We start from the raw sequence: 22,114 nt of genomic DNA on the forward strand, positions 1-22,114 counted from the left end.
GCCTCCGGCCCGTGTGACGGGAGAACGTGCCGACATGGAGCACCCGCCCGGTCCGCCCACCCCGCCGCCGGTGATACTCACCCGTGACTACGGCCGCGACGCGGTGCGGGCGGCGCGCCGACGGGGCAGGCTGACGCAGGTTCGTCGTGGCGCGTACGTCGTCCGGCCCGACGGGAGCCCGCCGTGGGTGCAGCGTGAGCACATGGCGCTCGCCGCGTGCGTCGCTGCGGCGGCTGAGCTGCGGTGCGAGTACGCGTTCAGCCACGAGACTGCGGCCCTCATCCACGGCTGCTGGCTCTCCGGGATGGACGGCGACACCCACATCACCCAGCGCACCCGGCCCAGCTGCGGCGGCGGAGGCCTGCGGCGCCACCAGGGGCGGCTCCCGACGAGCGACGTCACCGTCGTGAACGGTCTGCCCGTGACCACGCTCGGACGCACAGTGGAGGACTGTGCCCGGACGATGCCGCCGCGTCGGGCGCTGGTCGTAGCAGACAGTGCGCTGCGAATACTCGCGCGGCCGGACCGTCGCGACCGCGCCGGGTCGACCGCGCGTCTGGAGGCCGCCCGCGCGGAGCTGCTCGAGCGGCTCGACCGCCGCGGCGGGGACCGCGGGGTCATCCGTGCCCGGGCGGTCATGGGCTGGGCGGACGGCTTCGCCGAGTCGGCCGGCGAGTCGGAGATGCGTTGGCTCGCGGTGGCGAACGGTCTTCCGCGTCCGACCAGCCAGATGCCGGTGCTGACCGAGAAGGGTGAGTACTTCACCGACCTCGGGTGGCAGCTGGCAGAGACCGGTACCGACGAACGTTGGACGGTGGCCATGGAGTACGACGGCGCCGGCAAGTATCAGGGACCGGAGAGCCTCTACGCCGAGAAGGTTCGTGAGGACGCCATCCGGGCCGTCGTGCACCGGTTCCAGCGGTTCGTCGTCGCCGACCTGCGCTTGCCCGACCGCGCCTTCATGCGCATGGTGGGGGCGTTCCCCGCGGGCGTGCGGCGCGCTCTCCGCCCGGTGCCGGGACTGCGAAACGTCCCCGGAGCCGACTGAAGCACGCGTGCGCCATGACCGGCAGGGTTGCTGCGCCGTCGAGAGCCCGCGGGTCAGCGTCGCCGGCACGGGACGCTCCCGTACGGCAGGCCGGCGACGGCGCCCTCGATAGCCGACGTCGACCGAGGTCGTACGGAACGGGTTGAGGTCGCCTCGCCGCCGACCGTGGCCGGCGGCCCGTGAGTTCGTGGCAGGCGGGTGAGGTCGTACCGAACGGGTTGAGGTCGCTTCGCACGCCGTGCTGGCTCGGCCCGGTTGGTGCTGAGTGGGCGCGGCGCCTCGAGCTCGTTGTGGGGCGAGGTGGGCCCGGCCGCCGACCGTGGCCGGCGGCCCGTGAGTTCGTGGCAGGCGGGTGAGGTCGTACCGAACGGGTTGAGGTCGCCTCGCACGCCGTGCTGGCTCGGCCCGGTTGGTGCTGAGTGGGCGCGGCGCCTCGAGCTCGCTCGGGTGACGAATTGACCGGGTGAGGGGGTTAGGGGGAGGGGGTGAGGGGTTGACGGGGTGACGGGTGACCGGGTGACCGGGTGAGGGGTTGACGGGGTGGCCGGGTGAGCCGGGTGACGTGCTGGTGGCCGCGGCCTGCGACGCGGCTCACCCCCGCCGGGAGGACACCGAGTTGGAGCGCGGCGCCAGGACGGGGTAGTGTGGACCTTGCCAAAGACCGCCGGTCGCCCGTCCGCCAGGACGGGGCCAAGTCCGCGAACGCGGAGCCAGCGCAGGCGTGCCAAGAGCGAGAGCATCTGATGCCCGAGCCCCGTGCCGTCTGCACGGGGCTTCTTTCGTTCTCCGGACCCTCCCGGCCGCGGTTCACTATCGGAAGGAGGGCCATGGCGAGGCCTGACAAGGCGGCAGCGGTCGCCGAGCTCACGGAGCAGCTCCGTGGGTCGAGCGCCGTACTGCTGACCGAGTACCGCGGGCTCAGCGTCGCCCAGCTCAAGCAGCTGCGCCGCTCGCTCAGCGGGCATGCAACCTACGCCGTGGTGAAGAACACGCTGACGGCCATCGCGGCGAAGGAGGCCGGCCTCGACTCCCTCGAGGACGAGCTGTCCGGCCCGACGGCAGTCGCCTTCGTGACCGGTGAGCCGGTCGAGGCGGCCAAGTCGATGCGCGACTTCGCCAAGGCGAACCCCCAGCTGGTGATCAAGGGTGGTGTCCTGGAGGGTCGCAAGCTCTCCGCCGCGGACGTCACCAAGCTCGCCGACCTGGAGTCCCGCGACGTGCTGCTGGGCAAGGCGGCCGGAGCTTTCAAGGCTGCGCTCTTCGGTGCTGCCTACCTCTTCACCGCGCCGGCCACCCAGGCCGTCCGCACCATCGAGGCCCTGCGCGAGAAGCAGGCCGCCGAGGCCTGACGGTCCCGGCAACCACCACCCCCGCTGCTCGCGTAGCAGTCTGTCAAGGAAGGAACGCCGCTCATGGCGAAGCTCACCACCGACGAGCTCATCGAGGCTTTCAAGGAGCTCACCCTCATCGAGCTCTCCGAGTTCGTGAAGCAGTTCGAGGAGACCTTCGAGGTCACCGCGGCCGCTCCCGTCGCCGTCGCCGCCGCTGGCGCGCCGGCCGGTGGCGGCGCCGCCGAGGAGGTCGAGGAGAAGTCGGAGTTCGACGTCGTCCTCGAGTCCGTCGGCGACAAGAAGATCCAGGTCATCAAGGAGGTCCGCGCGCTGACCTCGCTCGGCCTCAAGGAGGCCAAGGACCTCGTCGACGGCGCCCCCAAGGCCGTCCTCGAGGGCGTCTCCCAGGAGGCTGCGGACAAGGCCAAGGAGCAGCTCGAGAGCGCCGGCGCCACCGTCACCCTCAAGTGACCGCCCCCGGCCGGGGCTGAGGCGCCCAGGCGTCCGGCCACGGCCGGCGGCACGCTCGACGACGAGGCCCGCACCGCAGGACGGTGCGGGCCTCGTCGCATCACCGTCGCTGGACACTGCCCGTGCCCGCGGCTATGCTGTCGCTTTGCGCTGACTTCTGCCTGCCCGCAGGCATCCCCACCCGTACCGGTGGTCAGTGTGTGCAAACCAATCGCAGGGAAGGACCCCCTTTGGCTGCCTCGCGCACCTCTTCCGCACCTACTGCTGACGCTATCGCCAACCGCACGGCCTCGCGCCGTGTCTCCTTCGCCAAGATCCACGAGCCGCTCCAGGCCCCGAACCTCCTGGGTCTGCAGACCGAGAGCTTCGACTGGCTCCTCGGCAACGACGCCTGGCGCGGTCGCGTCGCGGCGGCCGCCGAGATCGGCGACACCAACGTACCGTCCACCTCCGGTCTGGAGGAGATCTTTGCAGAGATCTCCCCGATCGAGGACTTCGGGCAGTCGATGTCGCTCTCGTTCCGCGACCACCGCTTCGAGCCCCCGAAGTACACCGCGGAGGAGTGCAAGGAGAAGGACTTCACCTACGCGGCACCGCTGTTCGTGACGGCGGAGTTCGTCAACTACACCACCGGCGAGATCAAGTCGCAGACGGTGTTCATGGGCGACTTCCCGCTCATGACCGAGCGCGGCACCTTCATCATCAACGGCACCGAGCGTGTCGTCGTCTCGCAGCTCGTCCGGTCCCCGGGCGTGTACTTCGAGAAGCTCGCGGACAAGACCTCCGACAAGGACATCTTCACCACGAAGGTGATCCCCTCCCGCGGGGCCTGGCTCGAGTTCGAGATCGACAAGCGCGACGCCGTGGGCGTGCGCATCGACCGCAAGCGCAAGCAGTCCGTGACGGTCTTCCTGCGCGCCCTCGGCATGACCGAGTCCGAGATCCGCGAGGAGTTCGCCGACTACCCGGTCCTGCTCGAGACCCTGGAGAAGGACAACGTCCACACCCAGGACGAGGCGCTGCTGGACATCTACCGCAAGATCCGCCCGGGCGAGCCGCCCACGGTCGAGGCCGGCCGGACCCTGCTGGAGAACTACTACTTCAACCCCAAGCGCTACGACCTGGCCAAGGTCGGCCGCTACAAGATCAACAAGAAGCTCGGCCTCACGGCCGACCTGGGCGAGTCGGTGCTGCGCATCGACGACGTCACCGCCGCGATCAAGTACATCCTCGCCCTGCACAAGGGCGTGGAGGAGCTCCCCGGCACCCGCAACGGCGAGCCCGTGCAGCTGCGCGTCGAGACCGACGACATCGACCACTTCGGCAACCGCCGCATCCGCGCCGTCGGCGAGCTCATCCAGAACCAGGTCCGCACGGGTCTGTCCCGGATGGAGCGTGTCGTCCGCGAGCGGATGACCACCCAGGACGTCGAGGCGATCACGCCGCAGACCCTGATCAACATCCGCCCCGTGGTGGCCTCGATCAAGGAGTTCTTCGGCACCTCCCAGCTCTCGCAGTTCATGGACCAGAACAACCCGCTCGCGGGCCTGACGCACAAGCGGCGTCTGTCGGCCCTCGGCCCGGGTGGTCTCTCCCGTGACCGCGCCGGCATGGAGGTCCGTGACGTCCACCCGTCGCACTACGGCCGCATGTGCCCCATCGAGACCCCCGAGGGCCCGAACATCGGCCTCATCGGCTCGCTGGCGACGTTCGCCCGCATCAACCCCTTCGGCTTCGTCGAGACCCCGTACCGCAAGGTCACCGGGGGCCGCGTCACCGACGAGGTCGTCTACCTCACCGCCGACGACGAGGACCGGCACGTCATCGCGCAGGCCTCGGCCCCGCTGACCGACGACGGCACCTTCGTCGAGGACCGCGTGCTGTGCCGCCTCTCCGGCGGAGAGCCGGCCCTCGTGGCCGCCGACGAGGTCGACTACATGGACGTCTCCGCGCGCCAGATGGTCTCGGTCGCGACGGCGATGATCCCCTTCCTCGAGCACGACGACGCCAACCGTGCGCTCATGGGCGCCAACATGCAGCGTCAGGCGGTCCCGCTGCTGCGCAGCGAGGCCCCGCTCGTGGGCACCGGCATGGAGCGGCGTGCCGCGGTGGACGCCGGGGACGTCGTCGTGGCCACCAAGCCCGGCGTCGTCACCGAGGTCTCCGCGGACGCGATCCACGTCGCGGGCGACGACGGGACCACGCAGGTCTACCGCGTGGCCAAGTTCCGTCGCTCGAACCAGGGCAACTCCTACAACCAGCGCTCGCTGGTGGAGGAGGGCGCCCGGGTCGAGGTCGGCTCCGTGCTGGCCGACGGTCCCGCCACCGACGAGGGCGAGCTCGCCCTGGGCAAGAACCTCCTCGTGGCGTTCATGTCCTGGGAGGGCTACAACTTCGAGGACGCCATCATCCTGTCCCAGCGCATCGTGGCCGACGACGTGCTCACCTCGATCCACATCGAGGAGCACGAGGTCGACGCCCGCGAGACCAAGCTGGGCCCGGAGGAGATCACCCGGGACATCCCCAACGTCTCCGAGGACGTCCTGGCCGACCTCGACGAGCGCGGCATCATCCGCATCGGCGCCGAGGTCAGCTCCGGCGACATCCTCGTCGGCAAGGTCACGCCCAAGGGCGAGACCGAGCTGACGAGCGAGGAGCGTCTGCTCCGGGCGATCTTCGGCGAGAAGGCCCGCGAGGTGCGCGACACCTCGCTCAAGGTGCCCCACGGCGAGTCCGGCATCGTCATCGGCGTGCGCGAGTTCTCCGCGGACAACGACGACGAGCTGCCCCCGGGCGTGAACCAGATGGTGCGCGTCTACATCGCCCAGCGCCGCAAGATCACCGACGGTGACAAGCTCGCCGGACGTCACGGCAACAAGGGCGTCATCTCCAAGATCCTGCCGATCGAGGACATGCCGTTCCTGCCCGACGGGACCCCGGTCGACATCATCCTCAACCCGCTCGGCGTGCCCGGCCGCATGAACGTCGGCCAGGTCCTCGAGCTGCACCTCGGCTGGATCGCGGCGCAGGGCTGGGACGTCACCGAGGCGGCCCGGGCCGCGGAGGAGTGGACGAAGAACCTGCCGCCCGAGGCGCTGACCGCCGACCCGCGCACCCCCGTGGCGACGCCGGTGTTCGACGGCCTCCAGCCCGAGGAGCTCCAGGGCATGCTGGCCCACACCCTCCCGGGTGCGTCCGGCGAGCGGATGGTCGGCACCGACGGCAAGGCGCAGCTCTTCGACGGCCGCTCCGGCGAGCCGTTCCCGGAGGCGATCTCGGTCGGCTACATGTACATCCTCAAGCTCCACCACCTCGTGGACGACAAGATCCACGCGCGCTCGACCGGTCCGTACTCGATGATCACGCAGCAGCCGCTGGGTGGTAAGGCGCAGTTCGGTGGCCAGCGCTTCGGCGAGATGGAGGTCTGGGCCCTGGAGGCCTACGGCGCCGCCTACGCCCTCCAGGAGCTGCTGACCATCAAGTCCGACGACGTCACCGGCCGCGTGAAGGTCTACGAGGCCATCGTCAAGGGCGAGAACATCCCCGAGCCGGGCATCCCCGAGTCCTTCAAGGTACTCATCAAGGAGATGCGGTCGCTGTGCCTGAACGTCGAGGCCCTCGACGCCGACGGCAACGCCATCGAGCTCCGGGACGCCGACGACGAGGTCTACCGCGCGGCGGAGGAGCTCGGCATCGACCTGTCCCGCCGTCCTGACGCCAGCAGCGTCGACGAACTCTGAGCCTCACGGGCCCGCCGGGCCCGGCCGCCGACCACCAGAACACGGTCGGCGGCCGCCCCGGCGCCACAGGGCCCGGGAGACCTCTCCCCAGCAGTACACGGTGTTCTACCTTCAGGAAGTAGGAACCCTTGCTCGACGTCAATGTCTTCGACCAGCTGCACATCTCCCTCGCTACCGCAGCGGACGTGCGCGAATGGTCGCACGGTGAGGTCAAGAAGCCCGAGACGATCAACTACCGCACCCTCAAGCCGGAGAAGGACGGTCTCTTCGGCGAGCAGATCTTCGGCCCCACCCGTGACTGGGAGTGCGCCTGCGGCAAGTACAAGCGCGTGCGCTACAAGGGCATCATCTGTGAGCGGTGCGGTGTGGAGGTCACCCGGTCCAAGGTCCGGCGCGAGCGGATGGGCCACATCGAGCTCGCCGCCCCCGTCACCCACATCTGGTACTTCAAGGGCGTCCCGTCGCGCCTGGGGTACCTGCTCAACCTCGCGCCCAAGGACCTCGAGAAGGTCATCTACTTCGCGGCGTACATGATCACCGAGGTCGACGACGCCGGCCGCCACGAGGACCTCAGCTCGCTCCAGAACGAGATGGACCTCGAGCGCCAGCAGGTCGAGCACAAGCGCGACACCGACATCGAGGCCCGCGCCCAGCGGCTCGAGGCCGACCTCGCCGAGCTCGAGGCCGCCGGGGCCAAGGCCGACGCGCGCGACAAGGTGCGCAAGTCCGCCGAGCGCGAGATGGCGCAGATCCGCAAGCGTGCGGAGACCGACGTCGAGCGTCTGGACCGCGTGTGGGACCGCTTCAAGAACCTCAAGGTCGGTGACCTCGAGGGCGACGAGCTGCTCTACCGCGAGCTGCAGGCCCGCTACGGCATCTACTTCAAGGGCTCGATGGGCGCCGAGGCGATCCAGAAGCGGCTGGAGTCCTTCGACCTGGTCGCCGAGGGCGACACGCTGCGCGAGATCATCGCCACCGGCACCGGGCAGCGCAAGACCCGGGCGCTCAAGCGCCTCAAGGTCGTCAACGCCTTCCTCACCACCGGCAACTCCCCGCTGGGCATGGTCCTGGACTGCGTCCCGGTCATCCCGCCGGACCTGCGCCCGATGGTCCAGCTCGACGGCGGCCGGTTCGCCACCTCCGACCTCAACGACCTCTACCGCCGCGTCATCAACCGCAACAACCGCCTCAAGCGGCTGCTGGACCTGGGCGCGCCGGAGATCATCGTCAACAACGAGAAGCGCATGCTTCAGGAGTCCGTGGACGCGCTGTTCGACAACGGCCGCCGTGGACGCCCCGTCACCGGCCCCGGCAACCGCGCGCTGAAGTCGATCTCGGACATGCTCAAGGGCAAGCAGGGCCGGTTCCGCCAGAACCTGCTGGGCAAGCGCGTGGACTACTCGGGCCGTTCGGTCATCGTGGTGGGCCCCACGCTCAAGCTGCACCAGTGCGGCCTGCCCAAGCAGATGGCGCTGGAGCTGTTCAAGCCGTTCGTCATGAAGCGGCTCGTCGACCTCAACCACGCCCAGAACATCAAGGCCGCCAAGCGGATGGTCGAGCGTTCCCGCCCCCAGGTGTGGGACGTGCTCGAGGAGGTCATCCGTGAGCACCCCGTGCTGCTCAACCGTGCGCCCACGCTCCACCGCCTGGGCATCCAGGCCTTCGAGCCTCAGCTCGTCGAGGGCAAGGCCATCCAGCTCCACCCGCTCGTGTGCGGCGCGTTCAACGCCGACTTCGACGGCGACCAGATGGCCGTGCACCTGCCGCTGAGCGCGGAGGCCCAGGCCGAGGCCCGCATCCTCATGCTGTCCTCGAACAACATCCTCAAGCCGTCCGACGGCCGCCCGGTGACCATGCCCTCCCAGGACATGATCGTGGGCCTGCACCACCTCACGGCGGACCGCGCCGAGGCCCTCGGGCACGGCCGGTCGTTCTCCTCCGTGGCCGAGGCGCAGATGGCGTTCGACCGCGGCGAGCTGGACATCAACGCCGTGGTCAACATCCGCGTCGAGGGCCTTGTGCCGCCGGCCGGCTGGACCGCGCCGGAGGGCTGGGAGGCGGGCGAGCCCGTCGTCCTGGAGACCACGCTGGGCCGCGCCCTCTTCAACGAGGCGCTGCCGGTGGACTACCCCTACATCAACCACGTCGCGGACAAGAAGGTCCTCGGGACCATCGTCAACGACCTCGCCGAGCGGTACCCCAAGGTCGAGGTCGGGGCCAGCCTGGACGCCCTGAAGGAGGCCGGCTACCGCTGGGCCACCTGGTCGGGCATGACGATCGCCATCTCCGACGTCGTGGTCCCCGAGGCCAAGGCCGAGCTGCTGGAGAAGTACGAGGGCGAGGCCGCGAAGATCCAGGACCAGTACGACCTGGGCCTGATCACCGACGACGAGCGCCGTCAGGAGCTCATCGACATCTGGACCCAGGCGACGAACGAGGTCGCCGCGGTGATGCAGGAGAACTTCCCGGCCCGCAACACCGTCTACCGGATGGTCTCCTCCGGTGCGCGAGGCAACTGGATGCAGGTGCGCCAGATCGCCGGCATGCGTGGCCTCGTGGCGGACCCGAAGGGCGAGATCATCCCGCGCCCCATCAAGTCCAACTACCGCGAGGGCCTGTCGGTCCTGGAGTACTTCATCGCCAGCCACGGCGCCCGCAAGGGCCTGGCGGACACCGCGCTGCGGACCGCCGACTCGGGGTACCTCACCCGTCGTCTGGTGGACGTCTCCCAGGACGTCATCGTCCGCGAGGACGACTGCGGCACCCGCATGGGCCTGACGATGACCATCGCCGAGCCCGGCCCGGACGGCGCGCTCGTGCGGGCCGACACGGTCGAGACCAGCGTCTACGCCCGCACCCTGGCCCAGGACGTCAAGGGGGCCGACGGCACCGTCCTCGCGGAGGCCGGCGCCGACATCGGCGACGTGGTCATCTCCAGGCTCGTCGCGGGCGGGGCGACCGAGGTCAAGGTCCGCTCCGTGCTGACCTGCGAGTCCCGCGTGGGCACGTGCGCGCTGTGCTACGGCCGCTCGCTGGCCACCGGCAAGCTCGTCGACATCGGCGAGGCCGTCGGCATCATCTCGGCCCAGTCCATCGGCGAGCCCGGCACGCAGCTGACGATGCGGACCTTCCACACCGGTGGTGCCGCCTCCGCGGAGGACATCACCCAGGGTCTGCCCCGTGTCCAGGAGCTGTTCGAGGCCCGCACCCCCAAGGGTGAGGCCCCGATCGCCGAGGCCGCCGGCCGGATCAAGGTCGACGACTCCGAGCGCACCCGCAAGCTCGTCATCGTGCGCGACGACGGTCAGGAGGACGTCGTGTACCCGGTGAGCAAGCGCTCGCGCCTGCTGGTCGAGGACGGCGAGCACGTCGCCGTCGGCAAGCAGCTCGTGTTCGGTGCGGTGGACCCGAAGAAGGTCCTGCGCATCCTCGGCCCGCGTGCCACGCAGAAGCACCTCGTCGAGCAGGTCCAGGAGACCTACCGCTCGCAGGGTGTGGACATCCACGACAAGCACATCGAGGTCATCGTCCGGCAGATGCTGCGCCGGGTCACGGTGCTCGACTCGGGCGACTCCCGCCTGCTGCCGGGCGAGCTCATGGAGCGCTCCCGGTTCGAGGACGAGAACCGCCGCGTGGTCTCCGAGGGCGGCACCCCCGCCTCCGGACGTCCCGAGCTCATGGGCATCACCAAGGCGTCGCTGGCGACCGACTCGTGGCTCTCCGCCGCCTCCTTCCAGGAGACGACGAAGGTGCTCACCGAGGCGGCCATGTCCGGCCGGCGCGACCCGCTGCTCGGCCTCAAGGAGAACGTCATCCTCGGTAAGCTCATCCCCGCCGGGACGGGCCTGCCGCGCTACCACGAGGTCGTCGTGGAGCCGACCGAGGAGGCCAAGGCGCAGGCGTTCTCCCGCCTGGGCTACAGCGACATCGACTTCGCCCCGGCCGGCGGCTCGGGCGAGGCCATCCTGCTCGAGGAGCTGGACTTCGGTCCGGACACCTACGGGCTGGAGTTCCGCTGACCTGACCGCGTCGGCGGCGGGGGAGACCCCGCCGCCGGCCCGGGCGGGTCACCGCACGTCCCGGACGTGGCGCAGACCACCCCGGGGCCACCTTCCTGCCTTTGACGCTGTCAACCGCCGCAGAGTACGCTGGTCGGCGGTGCCCGCGACATCGGGCTCTCGTGCGTGCGGCTGTCCCGGGGTCCCAACCCCCGGTGGAGGCAGGAGTGCGCAGGCGTCCTCGCCAGCCGGACAGGTCCACGTCTCCCCAGGGTGACGCACGGCCGGGTCCACCTCTGGTCGACACGCCCGACAACGGGGGCTGGGGGAGCGAGCCTGGACGGGCCGCACGGCCCGGGCCGGTCGGCCCCACGGTCGGGCGAGCAGTGACATTCGACAGCCAAAGAACTTCGAGACGGAGAAGTAGTGCCCACGATTCAGCAGCTGGTCCGCAAGGGCCGGAGCGTCAAGGTCGGGACCTCCAAGACGCCGGCCCTCAAGGGCAGCCCGCAGCGTCGCGGTGTGTGCACCCGCGTGTACACCACGACCCCGAAGAAGCCGAACTCGGCCCTTCGCAAGGTCGCCCGCGTGCGCCTGTCGAGCGGTATCGAGGTCACCGCGTACATCCCCGGCGTCGGCCACAACCTGCAGGAGCACTCGATCGTGCTCGTGCGCGGCGGTCGTGTGAAGGACCTGCCCGGTGTGCGTTACAAGATCGTCCGCGGAGCGCTCGACACCCAGGGTGTGCGCGGCCGCCAGCAGGCTCGCAGCCGGTACGGCGCGAAGAAGGAGAAGAAGTAATGCCTCGTAAGGGCCCCGCCCCGAAGCGTCCCCTCGTCGTCGACCCGGTCTACGGCTCCCCGACGGTGACCCAGCTCGTCAACCGCGTGCTGATGGACGGCAAGAAGTCCACGGCCGAGCGCATCGTGTACGGCGCGCTCGAGGGTGTGCGTGACAAGACCCAGGGTGACCCCGCGGTCGTCCTCAAGCGCGCGCTGGACAACGTCCGCCCGGCCCTCGAGGTCCGCTCCCGCCGCGTCGGCGGCGCCACCTACCAGGTGCCCGTCGAGGTCCGCCCCAGCAGGCAGACCACCCTCGCGATGCGCTGGCTCGTCGACTACGCGCGTTCGCGCCGTGAGAAGACGATGACCGAGCGCCTCATGAACGAGATCCTCGACGCCTCCAACGGCCTCGGCGCCGCTGTCAAGCGCCGCGAGGACACCCACAAGATGGCCGAGTCCAACAAGGCCTTCGCGCACTACCGCTGGTGACGCCGGCCGGCCGCCGGTGACCCCGGCGGCCGTCGCCGCCCCCTGTCCAGCCCCCGAGACCCGAGAAGAGAGCCTCACGTGGCACTTGACGTGCTGACCGACCTGACCAAGGTCCGCAACATCGGCATCATGGCGCACATCGACGCCGGCAAGACGACGACGACCGAGCGGATCCTGTTCTACACCGGCATCAACTACAAGATCGGCGAGACCCACGACGGCGCCTCGACGATGGACTGGATGGAGCAGGAGCAGGAGCGCGGCATCACGATCACGTCCGCCGCGACGACCTGCTTCTGGAAGAACAACCAGATCAACATCATCGACACCCCCGGCCACGTGGACTTCACGGTCGAGGTCGAGCGCTCCCTGCGCGTCCTCGACGGCGCCGTCGCCGTCTTCGACGGCAAGGAGGGCGTCGAGCCCCAGTCCGAGACGGTGTGGCGCCAGGCCGACAAGTACGACGTGCCGCGCATCTGCTTCGTCAACAAGATGGACAAGCTCGGCGCGAACTTCGACTTCACGGTCAAGACGATCGTCGACCGGCTCAAGGCCACGCCGCTGGTCATGCAGCTGCCGATCGGCGCCGAGTCCGAGTTCGCCGGTGTCATCGACCTGGTCGAGATGCGCGCGCTGACCTGGCGCGGCGAGGTCAAGATCGGCGAGGACTACGAGATCGAGGAGATCCCGGCCGACCTGCGCGACAAGGCCGAGGAGTACCGCAACAAGCTCATCGAGCAGGTCGCCGAGGCCGACGAGGAGCTGCTCGAGAAGTATCTCGGCGGCGAGGAGTTCACCGTCGCGGAGATCAAGCGGGGCGTGCGCGCCCTGACCGTCTCGTCCGCGGCCTACCCGGTCTTCTGCGGCTCGGCGTTCAAGAACAAGGGCATCCAGCCCATGCTCGACGCCGTCATCGACTACCTCCCCTCCCCGCTCGACGTCCCGGCCGTCCAGGGCCACGACGTCAAGGACGAGGAGGTCATCCTCGAGCGCCGGCCCAACGAGACCGAGCCGTTCTCTGCGCTGGCCTTCAAGGTCGCGTCCCACCCCTTCTTCGGCAAGCTCACCTACGTGCGGGTCTACTCCGGCACGGTGGCGCAGGGCGCCCAGGTCATGAACTCGACCAAGGGGAAGAAGGAGCGCATCGGGAAGATGTTCCAGATGCACTCCAACAAGGAGAACCCGATCGACGAGGCCCACGCCGGCCACATCTACGCGTTCATCGGCCTCAAGGACGTCACCACCGGTGACACCCTGTGCGCCCAGGACGCCCAGATCGTCCTCGAGTCGATGACCTTCCCCGAGCCGGTCATCCACGTCGCGATCGAGCCGAAGACCAAGGGCGACCAGGAGAAGCTCTCCACCGCCATCCAGAAGCTCGCCGAGGAGGACCCCACCTTCTCCGTGCGCCTGGACGAGGAGACCGGCCAGACCGTCATCGGCGGCATGGGCGAGCTCCACCTCGACATCCTCGTCGACCGCATGCGTCGCGAGTTCAAGGTCGAGGCCAACGTCGGCGCCCCGCAGGTGGCCTACCGCGAGACCATCCGCCGCAAGGTCGACAAGATCGACTACACGCACAAGAAGCAGACCGGCGGCTCCGGCCAGTTCGCCAAGGTCCAGATGTCCTTCGAGCCGATGGACACCGGCGAGGGCGACCTGTACGAGTTCGTCAACAAGGTCACCGGCGGGCGCATCCCGCGCGAGTACATCCCCAGCGTGGACGCGGGCATCCAGGACGCGCTGCAGAACGGCGTCCTGGCCGGCTACCCGCTCGTGGGCGTCCGGGCGATCCTGCTCGACGGCGCCTACCACGAGGTCGACTCCTCGGAGATGGCCTTCAAGATCGCCGGCTCGATGGTGCTCAAGGAGGGCGTCCGCAAGGCCGACCCCGCGCTGCTCGAGCCGATGATGGACGTCGAGGTGCGTACGCCCGAGGAGTACATGGGCGACGTCATTGGCGACCTGAACTCGCGCCGTGGCATGATCCAGTCGATGGAGGATGCCTCGGGCGTGAAGGTGGTCCGTGCCCTCGTGCCGCTGTCGGAGATGTTCGGCTACGTCGGCGACCTGCGGTCGAAGACCCAGGGCCGCGCGGTGTACTCCATGCAGTTCGACAGCTACTCGGAGGTTCCTCGGAACGTCGCCGAGGAGATCATCAAGAAGACCCGGGGCGAGTGAGTCCCACAGGTCGACCCTGCAAGTAATCCATAACCGACCCGTAGGATCCCTACCGCCCCGGCAGGGCCAGGACGCGCCTGCCAGAGCTGTGAGACAACTACCCGAGTCCTCAGGAGGACCCAGTGGCGAAGGCCAAGTTCGAGCGGACCAAGCCGCACGTCAACATCGGCACGATCGGTCACGTCGACCACGGCAAGACGACGCTGACCGCGGCCATCACGAAGGTGCTGGCCGACAAGTACCCGGACCTGAACAAGTTCACCCCGTTCGACCAGGTCGACAACGCTCCTGAGGAGCGCCAGCGCGGCATCACGATCAACGTCTCCCACGTGGAGTACCAGACCGAGAAGCGCCACTACGCGCACGTCGACGCCCCGGGTCACGCCGACTACATCAAGAACATGATCACCGGTGCGGCGCAGATGGACGGCGCCATCCTCGTGGTCGCCGCCACCGACGGCCCGATGGCCCAGACCCGCGAGCACGTCCTGCTCGCCCGTCAGGTCGGCGTGCCGTACCTGCTCGTCGCGCTCAACAAGTCCGACATGGTCGAGGACGAGGAGATCCTCGAGCTCGTCGAGATGGAGGTCCGCGAGCTGCTGACCGCCCAGGGCTTCCCCGGCGACGACGTCCCCGTGGTCCGCGTCTCCGCGCTCAAGGCGCTCGAGGGCGACCCGGAGTGGGTCAAGTCCGTCGAGGAGCTCATGGAGGCCGTCGACGAGAACGTGCCGGACCCGGTGCGCGACATCGACAAGCCGTTCCTCATGCCGATCGAGGACGTCTTCACCATCACCGGTCGCGGCACCGTCGTCACCGGTCGTGTCGAGCGCGGCCAGCTCAAGGTGAACGAGGAGGTCGAGATCGTCGGGATCCACCCCGAGAAGATGAAGACCATCGTCACCGGCATCGAGATGTTCCGGAAGCTCCTCGACACCGCCGACGCGGGCGAGAACGTGGGCCTGCTGCTGCGTGGCACCAAGCGCGAGGAGGTCGAGCGCGGGCAGGTCGTCTGCAAGCCGGGTTCGATCACCCCGCACACCAACTTCGAGGGCCAGGTCTACATCCTGGCCAAGGACGAGGGTGGGCGTCACAACCCGTTCTACTCAAACTACCGCCCGCAGTTCTACTTCCGCACCACCGACGTCACCGGCGTCATCACGCTGCCCGAGGGCACCGAGATGGTCATGCCCGGCGACAACACCGACATGACGGTGGAGCTCATCCAGCCCATCGCCATGGAGGAGGGCCTCGGCTTCGCCATCCGTGAGGGTGGCCGGACCGTCGGCTCGGGCCGCGTCACCAAGATCCTCAAGTGACGCCCCGCCGGGCCTGACCCCGGCAGCCGGCCCCGGCCGGCACCCGCAGGACCCCCGAGGGCCCGGCAGCCGCCTCACGGCGCTGCCGGGCCCCTCGTCGTCACCGGGCGCCGCGGTGCGCGGGACCGGCCGCGCCCGGGCCGTCCCGGACGCAGCATCGGCCGTCCCCTGAGGCGGCGCGGGGCCGTCCCCAGCGGCCCCGCGGGTGGTCCCGGACGCAGCACCAGCGCGGCCCCGTGCGCATCCTCACAGCCGGTGCGCCGACGGGGCCTCGCCGTCACGCCGGCCGGCTGGTAGCGTGGGTGCGCCGGATCGCGCGCGAGCGCGGCGCCGGACGTGACCGGCCCCTCATCCGGAGGAGCCTTCCGGATTAGGCAAAGCGCCTGTCCGTCTGGCAGACTGTTCAGGTTGCCTGGGGCCTGGCCCGAGGCGCCAAGACTGCAGGATCGGGCGGCCCCGCCCAGGTCCGACCAAGCATCACAGCGACCACCCCCCGCGAGGGGAGAACCGGTCGAGCGTGTCACCAACCGCGACACGCCCGAGCGCGGGGGTCGGTGCAAGTTGCGGTACGAGAGAGGTTAGACGACGCCATGGCGGGACAGAAGATCCGCATCCGGCTCAAGTCCTACGACCACGAGGTCATCGACAGCTCGGCGCGCAAGATCGTCGACACGGTGACTCGCGCTGGTGCGACGGTCGTGGGCCCGGTGCCGCTGCCGACGGAGAAGAACGTCTTCGTCGTCATCCGTTCGCCCCACAAGTACAAGGACAGCCGCGAGCACTTCGAGATGCGCACGCACAAGCGGCTCATCGACATCGTCGACCCGACGCCGAAGGCCGTCGACTCGCTCATGCGTCTCGACCTGCCCGCGGACGTCAACATCGAGATCAAGCTCTGAGGACATCTGCCATGACTACCCTTTCCCAGCAGGCTGCCGGCCGCGCCGTCACGGCGCTGCTCGGCACGAAGCTCGGCATGACCCAGGTCTGGGACGAGGCCGGCCGCCTCGTGCCGGTCACGGTCGTCCAGGTGGGCACCAACGTCGTGACGCAGGTGCGCACCCCCGAGACCGACGGCTACAGCGCCGTCCAGCTCGCCTTCGGCCAGATCGACCCCCGCAAGGTCACCCAGCCCCTCAAGGGCCACTTCGGCAAGGCCGGGGTCACCCCCCGCCGCCACGTGGCCGAGATCCGCACCACCGACGCCGCCGAGTACTCGCTCGGGCAGGAGATCACCGCCGAGGCCTTCGAGGCCGGCGCGAAGGTCGACGTCGTGGGCACCACCAAGGGCAAGGGCACCGCGGGTGTCATGAAGCGGCACGGCTTCCACGGTGTCGGCGCCTCCCACGGTGCGCACCGCAATCACCGCAAGCCCGGCTCGATCGGTGGCGCCTCGACGCCGTCGCGCGTGTTCAAGGGCCTGAAGATGGCCGGCCGCATGGGCCACGACCGTCACACCACCCAGAACCTCACGATCCACGCCGTCGTCGCCGAGAAGGGTCTCCTGCTCGTCGCGGGCGCCGTTCCCGGCCCCAAGGGTGGCGTCGTCCTGGTCCGTACCGCCGCGAAGGGGGCGTGAGCCGCATGGCTACCACGCAGACCGTCGACGTGCTCGACGCCGCGGGCGAGAAGGCCGGCTCGGCCGAGCTCCCCGCCGAGGTGTTCGACGTCCAGACGAACGTGCCGCTGATCCACCAGGTCGTCGTCGCGCAGCTCGCCGCCGCGCGCCAGGGCACGCATTCCACCAAGACCCGCGGCGAGGTCCGCGGCGGTGGCCGCAAGCCCTACAAGCAGAAGGGCACCGGCCGCGCTCGGCAGGGCTCGACCCGCGCCCCGCAGTTCGCCGGCGGTGGCGTCGTCCACGGCCCGCAGCCGCGCGACTACAGCCAGCGCACCCCCAAGAAGATGAAGGCCGCCGCCCTGCGCGGGGCCCTGTCGGACCGGGCCCGCGCCGGCCGCGTGCACGTCGTCTCCGGCCTCGTCGACGCCGGCGCCGAGCGCCTGACCCGCACCGCGGTCAGCGCCCTGCGCACCATCGTCGCCGACCGGACCGCCCTCGTGGTGGTCGAGCGCAGCGACGAGCACACCGTCCTCGCGCTGCGCAACGTGCCCACCGTGCACCTGCTGTGGGTCGACCAGCTCAACACCTACGACGTCCTGGTCAACGACGACGTCGTGTTCACCTCCGGTGCGCTCGAGACCTTCCTCGGCGGCCCGAAGGCCGAGGAGGAGACCAAGTGAGCCTCGAGGCGAGCAAGAACCCCCGCGACATCATCGTCAAGCCGATCGTGTCGGAGAAGAGCTACAACCTGATCGACGAGGGCAAGTACACCTTCGAGGTGGACCCCCGCTCGAACAAGACCGAGATCAAGAACGCCGTCGAGAAGATCTTCGACGTCAAGGTCGCCTCGGTGAACACCCTGAACCGTCCCGGCAAGACCCGCCGGACGAAGTTCGGCCTCGGTAAGCGCAAGGACACCAAGCGCGCGATCGTCACGCTGCGCGAGGGAACCATCGACATCTTTGGCGAGGTGGCCGGCTGAGGCCGGTCTGCCGGAGAGATTGAGGATCTGATCCATGGGAATCCGTAAGTACAAGCCGACGACGCCGGGCCGCCGCGGTTCGAGCGTGGCCGACTTCGTCGAGATCACCCGGTCCGAGCCGGAGAAGTCGCTGGTCCGTCCGCTGACCAAGACCGGTGGGCGCAACTCCACCGGCCGGATCACCACCCGGCACAAGGGTGGCGGCCACAAGCGTGCGTACCGCGTCATCGACTTCCGCCGTCACGACAAGGACGGCGTGCCGGCGAAGGTCGCCCACATCGAGTACGACCCCAACCGCACCGCGCGCATCGCACTGCTGCACTACGCCGACGGCGAGAAGCGCTACATCCTCGCCCCGAACAAGCTGCAGCAGGGCGACCGCATCGAGAACGGCGCGGGCGCGGACATCAAGCCCGGCAACAACCTGCCGCTGCGCAACATCCCGGTCGGTACGGTCATCCACGCCATCGAGCTCAAGCCCGGTGGCGGCGCGAAGATCGCCCGCTCGGCCGGTGCGTCGGTCCAGCTCGTCGCCAAGGAGGGCCGCTTCGCGCAGCTGCGCATGCCCTCCGGCGAGATCCGCAACGTCGACGTGCGCTGCCGCGCCTCCGTCGGCGAGGTGGGCAACGCCGAGCAGTCGAACATCAACTGGGGCAAGGCCGGCCGCATGCGGTGGAAGGGCAAGCGCCCCACCGTCCGCGGCGTCGTCATGAACCCGGTGGACCACCCGCACGGTGGTGGCGAGGGCAAGACCTCCGGTGGCCGTCACCCGGTCAGCCCGTGGGGCCAGCCCGAGGGCCGCACCCGCCGTCCGAACAAGCCGAGCGACAAGCTCATCGTGCGCCGTCGCCGTACCGGCAAGAAGCGCTGATAGGGAGACGACGACATGCCGCGCAGTCTGAAGAAGGGCCCCTTCGTCGACGACCACCTCCAGAAGAAGGTGGACGTCCAGAACGAGAAGGGCACCAAGAACGTCATCAAGACCTGGTCCCGCCGGTCGGTCATCACGCCCGACTTCCTGGGTCACACCTTTGCGGTGCACGACGGCCGCAAGCACGTCCCGGTCTTCGTCACCGAGTCGATGGTCGGCCACAAGCTCGGGGAGTTCGCCCCGACCCGCACCTTCCGCGGGCACGAGAAGGACGACCGCAAGGCCCGCCGCCGCTGACGCGGCCGCGGACCTCCCGAGCACACCGAACCGACAAGTAAGGCAGGAACATGGAAGCCAAGGCGCAGGCGCGATTCGTCCGCGTCACGCCTCAGAAGGCGCGCAGGGTCGTGGACGTCGTCCGCGGCAAGCGCGCCGAGGAGGCCGTGAGCGTTCTGCGGTTCGCCCCGCAGGCGGCGGCGGAGACCGTGCGCAAGGTCGTCGAGAGTGCGATCGCCAACGCCCGAGTGAAGGCCGACCAGGCCGGCGAGGCGTTCGACGAGTCCAGGCTCGTCGTCGTCGAGGCCTACGTGGACGAGGGTCCGACCCTCAAGCGGTTCCGTCCGCGGGCCCAGGGCCGGGCCAGCCGCATCCTCAAGCGCACCAGCCACATCACCGTCATCGTCGGCGAGGCTGAGACCACCGGCGCGGCCAAGAAGGCCGCTGGCACGAAGGGGAGGACCCGATAGTGGGTCAGAAGGTCAACCCGACCGGGTTCCGACTCGGCATCACCACAGACCACCGTTCGCGCTGGTTCGCGGACTCGACCAAGGTCGGCCAGCGCTACCGCGACTACGTGCGCGAGGACGTGGCGATCCGTCGCCTCATGTCCGCCGGCATGGAGCGCGCCGGCATCGCCAAGGTCGACATCGAGCGCACCCGCGACCGGGTCCGCGTCGACCTGCACACCGCCCGCCCGGGCATCGTCATCGGGCGCCGCGGTGCGGAGGCCGACCGGCTGCGCGGCGAGCTCGAGAAGCTCACGGGCAAGCAGGTCCAGCTGAACATCCTCGAGGTCAAGAACCCCGAGATGGACGCCCAGCTGGTCGCCCAGGGCATCGCCGAGCAGCTCGCCTCCCGCGTGTCGTTCCGCCGCGCCATGCGCAAGGGCATGCAGTCCGCCCAGCGCGCCGGCGCCAAGGGCATCCGGGTGCAGTGCGCCGGTCGCCTCGGCGGCGCGGAGATGTCGCGCTCGGAGTTCTACCGCGAGGGCCGCGTGCCGCTGCACACCCTGCGCGCGAACATCGACTACGGCTTCTTCGAGGCCCGCACCACCTTCGGCCGCATCGGCGTGAAGGTGTGGATCTACAAGGGCGACATGACCGAGAAGGACTACGCCCGCGAGCAGGCCGAGGGCGGCTCCCGCGGAGCCCCGCGTGGCCGTGGTGGCGAGCGTCGTGGCGCCCCGCGCCGCGACGGCGCCCCCCGCGAGGGCGCTCCCCGCGACGCCCGCACCCAGGCCGCCCCGGCCCAGGAGGCCCCCGCCTCCGAGTCCGGCGCGGCGTCGACCGGAACGGAGGCCTGAGCCGTGCTCATCCCCCGGCGGACCAAGCACCGCAAGCAGCACCACCCCACGCGTCGCGGCGTGGCCAAGGGTGGCACCGAGATCTCGTTCGGCGACTTCGGCATCCAGGCCCTCGAGCCCGCCTACGTCACCAACCGGCAGATCGAGGCCGCCCGTATCGCCATGACGCGTCACATCAAGCGTGGTGGAAAGGTGTGGATCAACATCTTCCCCGACCGCCCGCTGACGAAGAAGCCCGCCGAGACCCGCATGGGCTCCGGCAAGGGCTCGCCGGAGTGGTGGATCGCCAACGTCAAGCCCGGCCGCATCATGTTCGAGCTGGCCGGCGTGGATGAGGAGCTCGCCCGCGAGGCCATGAGCCGCGCGCAGCACAAGCTCCCGATGAAGACTCGCTTCGTGAGTCGTGAGGGTGGTGAGAGCTGATGGCCATCGGAACCAAGGGCATGGCCCCGGCCGACCTGGACCAGATGGACGACGAGAAGCTGGCCCAGGAGCTGGAGAAGGCCAAGGCCGAGCTGTTCAACCTGCGGTTCTCCGCCGCGACCGGGCAGCTCGAGGACCACGGCCGTCTCAAGGCCGTGCGCCGCGACATCGCCCGCATCTACACGATCGTGCGTGAGCGCGAGCTCGGTATCCGCACCGCGCCGAGCACCGAGAAGTGAACGAGGGACCCGTGAGCGAGAACACCGCGCCCGCCGAGGGCGACACCACGCGCAGCACCGACCGCAAGACGGCCCGGGGCTACGTGGTCAGCGACAAGATGGACAAGACCGTGGTGGTCGAGGTCGAGGACCGCGTCAAGCACGCCCTCTACGGCAAGGTCATCCGCCGCACCCGTCGGGTCAAGGCCCACGACGAGAACGGCGAGGCCCACGTCGGCGACCTCGTCCGGATCATGGAGACCCGGCCGCTGTCCGCCACCAAGCGCTTCCGCCTCGTCGAGATCCTCGAGAAGGCCAAGTAAGCCACGACCACCAGGTCGAAGCCCACCATCCGTTCGGCAAGGCTCGCCGCGTGCGAGAACCGGCACGACGACAGGAGTACACCTCATGATCCAGCAGGAGTCGCGGCTGAAGGTCGCCGACAACACCGGTGCGAAGGAGATCCTCTGCATCCGTGTGCTCGGCGGCTCCGGCCGGCGCTATGCCGGCATCGGCGACGTCATCGTCGCCACCGTCAAGGACGCCATCCCCGGCGGCAACGTCAAGAAGGGCGACGTCGTCAAGGCGGTCGTGGTCCGCACCACCAAGGAGCGCCGTCGTCCCGACGGCTCGTACATCAAGTTCGACGAGAACGCGGCCGTCATCCTCAAGAACGACGGCGACCCGCGCGGTACCCGCATCTTCGGGCCCGTGGGGCGCGAGCTGCGAGACAAGAAGTTCATGCGCATCATTTCTCTGGCGCCGGAGGTGCTCTGACCATGGCGAAGATCAAGAAGGGCGACCTCGTCGTCGTCATCGCCGGCCGCGACAAGGGCAAGCAGGGCCGGGTGCTGGAGGTCCAGCGCGACGCCGACCGCGTCGTCGTCGAGGGCGTCCAGCGCGTGAAGAAGCACACCAAGGTGGGCCAGTCCAGCCGCGGTGCGCGCACCGGCGGCATCGAGACCGTCGAGGCCCCCATCCACGTCAGCAACGTGATGCTGGTCGACCCGGAGACCAAGAAGGGCACCCGGGTGGGCTACCGCACCGAGCAGGTCGAGCGTGACGGCCGCGACCGCAGCGTGCGGGTCCGTGTCGCGAAGCGCTCCGGTAAGGACATCTGA

Annotated in this window: 22 protein-coding genes; all 22 read left to right on the forward strand. The window is 69.5% G+C overall.

Going from position 1 to position 22,114, the window contains the following annotated elements; all coding sequences use genetic code 11:
• Positions 1-34: 34 nt before the first annotated feature.
• The 22 genes from EDD32_RS09850 to rplX all read left to right on the forward strand — a co-directional run bounded on the left by EDD32_RS09850 (position 35) and on the right by rplX (position 22,114).
• On the forward strand, positions 35-1,048 hold the full coding sequence (locus tag EDD32_RS09850) for a hypothetical protein (protein ID WP_123917063.1): 1,014 nt from the start codon (positions 35-37) through the stop codon (positions 1,046-1,048).
• Positions 1,049-1,875: 827 nt separating this feature from the next.
• On the forward strand, positions 1,876-2,397 hold the full coding sequence (gene rplJ, locus EDD32_RS09855; RefSeq protein WP_123917065.1) for a 50S ribosomal protein L10: 522 nt from the start codon (positions 1,876-1,878) through the stop codon (positions 2,395-2,397).
• Between the two features lie 63 nt (positions 2,398-2,460).
• A complete protein-coding gene (rplL, locus tag EDD32_RS09860) occupies positions 2,461-2,850 on the forward strand; it encodes a 50S ribosomal protein L7/L12 (protein ID WP_123917067.1) in 390 nt (129 codons plus the stop codon).
• Between the two features lie 230 nt (positions 2,851-3,080).
• Positions 3,081-6,590, forward strand: a complete 3,510-nt coding sequence (rpoB, locus tag EDD32_RS09865; RefSeq protein WP_123917069.1) for a DNA-directed RNA polymerase subunit beta — start codon at positions 3,081-3,083, stop codon at positions 6,588-6,590.
• Between the two features lie 128 nt (positions 6,591-6,718).
• On the forward strand, positions 6,719-10,609 hold the full coding sequence (locus tag EDD32_RS09870; protein ID WP_123917071.1) for a DNA-directed RNA polymerase subunit beta': 3,891 nt from the start codon (positions 6,719-6,721) through the stop codon (positions 10,607-10,609).
• A 405-nt stretch (positions 10,610-11,014) separates the two neighbouring features.
• Positions 11,015-11,389, forward strand: a complete 375-nt coding sequence (gene rpsL / locus EDD32_RS09875) for a 30S ribosomal protein S12 (RefSeq protein ID WP_043498211.1) — start codon at positions 11,015-11,017, stop codon at positions 11,387-11,389.
• Complete coding sequence (rpsG, locus tag EDD32_RS09880) at positions 11,389-11,859, forward strand: 30S ribosomal protein S7 (RefSeq protein WP_123917073.1); 471 nt, start codon at positions 11,389-11,391, stop codon at positions 11,857-11,859. The genes rpsL and rpsG overlap by 1 nt, the downstream gene beginning before the upstream one ends.
• A gap of 78 nt (positions 11,860-11,937) precedes the next feature.
• Complete coding sequence (fusA, locus tag EDD32_RS09885) at positions 11,938-14,040, forward strand: elongation factor G (protein ID WP_123917075.1); 2,103 nt, start codon at positions 11,938-11,940, stop codon at positions 14,038-14,040.
• A gap of 122 nt (positions 14,041-14,162) precedes the next feature.
• Positions 14,163-15,356 carry an elongation factor Tu gene (gene tuf, locus EDD32_RS09890; protein WP_123917077.1) on the forward strand — a complete coding sequence of 398 codons (1,194 nt, stop codon included), beginning with the start codon at positions 14,163-14,165 and terminating at the stop codon, positions 15,354-15,356.
• Positions 15,357-15,946: 590 nt separating this feature from the next.
• The gene (gene rpsJ / locus EDD32_RS09895) at positions 15,947-16,255 is read left to right on the forward strand and encodes a 30S ribosomal protein S10 (RefSeq protein ID WP_006502853.1); all 309 of its coding nucleotides are present in this window, start codon (positions 15,947-15,949) and stop codon (positions 16,253-16,255) included.
• An 11-nt stretch (positions 16,256-16,266) separates the two neighbouring features.
• A complete protein-coding gene (gene rplC / locus EDD32_RS09900; protein ID WP_123917079.1) occupies positions 16,267-16,935 on the forward strand; it encodes a 50S ribosomal protein L3 in 669 nt (222 codons plus the stop codon).
• Positions 16,936-16,940: 5 nt separating this feature from the next.
• Entirely contained in the window at positions 16,941-17,597 is a 657-nt protein-coding gene (rplD, locus tag EDD32_RS09905) for a 50S ribosomal protein L4 (RefSeq protein ID WP_123917081.1), read from the forward strand.
• On the forward strand, positions 17,594-17,899 hold the full coding sequence (gene rplW, locus EDD32_RS09910; RefSeq protein ID WP_123917083.1) for a 50S ribosomal protein L23: 306 nt from the start codon (positions 17,594-17,596) through the stop codon (positions 17,897-17,899). The genes rplD and rplW overlap by 4 nt, the downstream gene beginning before the upstream one ends.
• Positions 17,900-17,933: 34 nt before the next feature.
• Positions 17,934-18,770, forward strand: a complete 837-nt coding sequence (gene rplB / locus EDD32_RS09915; RefSeq protein ID WP_123917085.1) for a 50S ribosomal protein L2 — start codon at positions 17,934-17,936, stop codon at positions 18,768-18,770.
• Between the two features lie 15 nt (positions 18,771-18,785).
• Positions 18,786-19,067 carry a 30S ribosomal protein S19 gene (gene rpsS / locus EDD32_RS09920; protein WP_123917087.1) on the forward strand — a complete coding sequence of 94 codons (282 nt, stop codon included), beginning with the start codon at positions 18,786-18,788 and terminating at the stop codon, positions 19,065-19,067.
• 50 nt (positions 19,068-19,117) lie between these two features.
• Complete coding sequence (gene rplV, locus EDD32_RS09925) at positions 19,118-19,516, forward strand: 50S ribosomal protein L22 (RefSeq protein ID WP_123917089.1); 399 nt, start codon at positions 19,118-19,120, stop codon at positions 19,514-19,516.
• Complete coding sequence (rpsC, locus tag EDD32_RS09930; protein ID WP_123917091.1) at positions 19,516-20,352, forward strand: 30S ribosomal protein S3; 837 nt, start codon at positions 19,516-19,518, stop codon at positions 20,350-20,352. Before rplV ends, rpsC begins: the two co-directional genes overlap by 1 nt.
• A gap of 3 nt (positions 20,353-20,355) precedes the next feature.
• A complete protein-coding gene (rplP, locus tag EDD32_RS09935) occupies positions 20,356-20,775 on the forward strand; it encodes a 50S ribosomal protein L16 (RefSeq protein ID WP_123917093.1) in 420 nt (139 codons plus the stop codon).
• A complete protein-coding gene (rpmC, locus tag EDD32_RS09940) occupies positions 20,775-21,014 on the forward strand; it encodes a 50S ribosomal protein L29 (protein ID WP_123917095.1) in 240 nt (79 codons plus the stop codon). Before rplP ends, rpmC begins: the two co-directional genes overlap by 1 nt.
• 11 nt (positions 21,015-21,025) lie before the next feature.
• Positions 21,026-21,316 carry a 30S ribosomal protein S17 gene (gene rpsQ, locus EDD32_RS09945; protein ID WP_281274870.1) on the forward strand — a complete coding sequence of 97 codons (291 nt, stop codon included), beginning with the start codon at positions 21,026-21,028 and terminating at the stop codon, positions 21,314-21,316.
• Between the two features lie 85 nt (positions 21,317-21,401).
• Positions 21,402-21,770 (forward strand): 50S ribosomal protein L14, encoded by a 369-nt coding sequence (rplN, locus tag EDD32_RS09950; protein WP_123917097.1) that lies wholly within the window; start codon positions 21,402-21,404, stop codon positions 21,768-21,770.
• Between the two features lie 2 nt (positions 21,771-21,772).
• Positions 21,773-22,114 carry a 50S ribosomal protein L24 gene (gene rplX / locus EDD32_RS09955; RefSeq protein WP_123917099.1) on the forward strand — a complete coding sequence of 114 codons (342 nt, stop codon included), beginning with the start codon at positions 21,773-21,775 and terminating at the stop codon, positions 22,112-22,114.

It is taken from the genome of Georgenia muralis (assembly GCF_003814705.1).
In the GTDB taxonomy this organism is placed as follows: domain Bacteria; phylum Actinomycetota; class Actinomycetes; order Actinomycetales; family Actinomycetaceae; genus Georgenia; species Georgenia muralis.